The organism is Aeromonas sp. QDB14, assembly GCF_027707845.1.
Classification (GTDB): domain Bacteria; phylum Pseudomonadota; class Gammaproteobacteria; order Enterobacterales; family Aeromonadaceae; genus Aeromonas; species Aeromonas caviae.
Window position 1 is genome coordinate 1 of sequence record NZ_JAPCJD010000185.1, and the last position, 1,222, is coordinate 1,222.

A 1,222-nucleotide genomic window follows, 5' to 3' on the forward strand; every position below is an offset into this window, starting at 1 on the left:
TCATGATGAACCCTGTTCCATGGCTCCAGATGACAAACATGATCTCATATCAGGGACTTGTTCGCACCTTCCCTAGACTAGGGAAGTCATCCCTCTGAGCGTCAGGAACATCCCCATGAAACTCTATGCCCACCCTTTTCGTCCTACAGCCAGAAAGTGCTGATCGCTCTCTACGAGAATGCCACCCTGTTCGAATACCGGAACCTCGAAGAGCCGGCGGCCAGCGCCGAACTTGCCGCCCTTTGGCCACTCAAGCGCTTCCCGGTGTTGCTGGATGATGGTCGCAGCATCCTCGAGAGCAGCACCATCGTCGCCCATCTGCAGGCGCACCATCCGGGCCCCGTCAGCCTGATCCCGCCCAGCGATGCGGGTCTGGAGGTGCATATGCTGGATCGCGTCTTCGACAACTATGTGATGACGCCGATGCAAAAAAGTGGTGCTGGATGCGCTGCGCCCGGTCGCGGATCGCGACCGCTATGGTGTAGCGGAGGCCTGCGAGCTGCTCAATCAGATCTACCCCTGGCTCGATCAGCGGCTGGAAGGACGCCACTGGATTGCCGGCGCAGACTTCACGCTGGCCGATTGCGCCGCCGCACCCTCGCTCTTCTACGCCGACTGGGCCCACGATATCCCGGCTGGCTATGGCCGTCTGCGTGCCTATCGCGCCCGTCTGCTCAATCATCCCTCCATCGTGCGGGTGGTGGAGGAGGCGAGGCCATTTCGACACTACTTCCCGCTGGGCGCGCCAGCGCGTGATTGAGCGAGATGACTTGTGGTGGGCGAGTATTGTCGCCCCAGGCAATGTGCGAGGCGGACAGGGGCATGGCGTGATCCATTGCAGGGGAAAACAGCAATATTCATTCAAATGAGTGGGTATGCGTTTATGGCTGATATTTCCCCGAGGATTTTTTAATGTTTATGCGTAATATTTCATGCTTTTGCATAAAGCAAATGCCGGGTATGTCTCTGCTGGTGGGTTGTGTAGTGAAAGAGAGATGAGAATCGGGTTAACGATGCGGCAACCTTTGATTGAAGATGGCAGTCGTCAGTCGAAGAGGGGGGATGGGGGCAGCAATCGCTGTTGGTGGCAAAGTCGGGGGGAGGTTGTCTCTTTGGCGGCCGCATAAAAAAAGCCCGCTTTGATCGCGCAATGCTGATCAGTTAAGGATCCATTGACCGATCCTTCTGCTGTAGGACAATCCGGAACCAATCACTGGTTCCG

At 57.0% G+C, this 1,222-nt stretch carries 1 pseudogene; it reads left to right on the forward strand.

The annotated features are described in order from the left end of the window. Positions 1-115: 115 nt before the first annotated feature. Positions 116-760: pseudogene (locus PG887_RS22695) on the forward strand (glutathione S-transferase family protein). Positions 761-1,222: the final 462 nt, after the last annotated feature.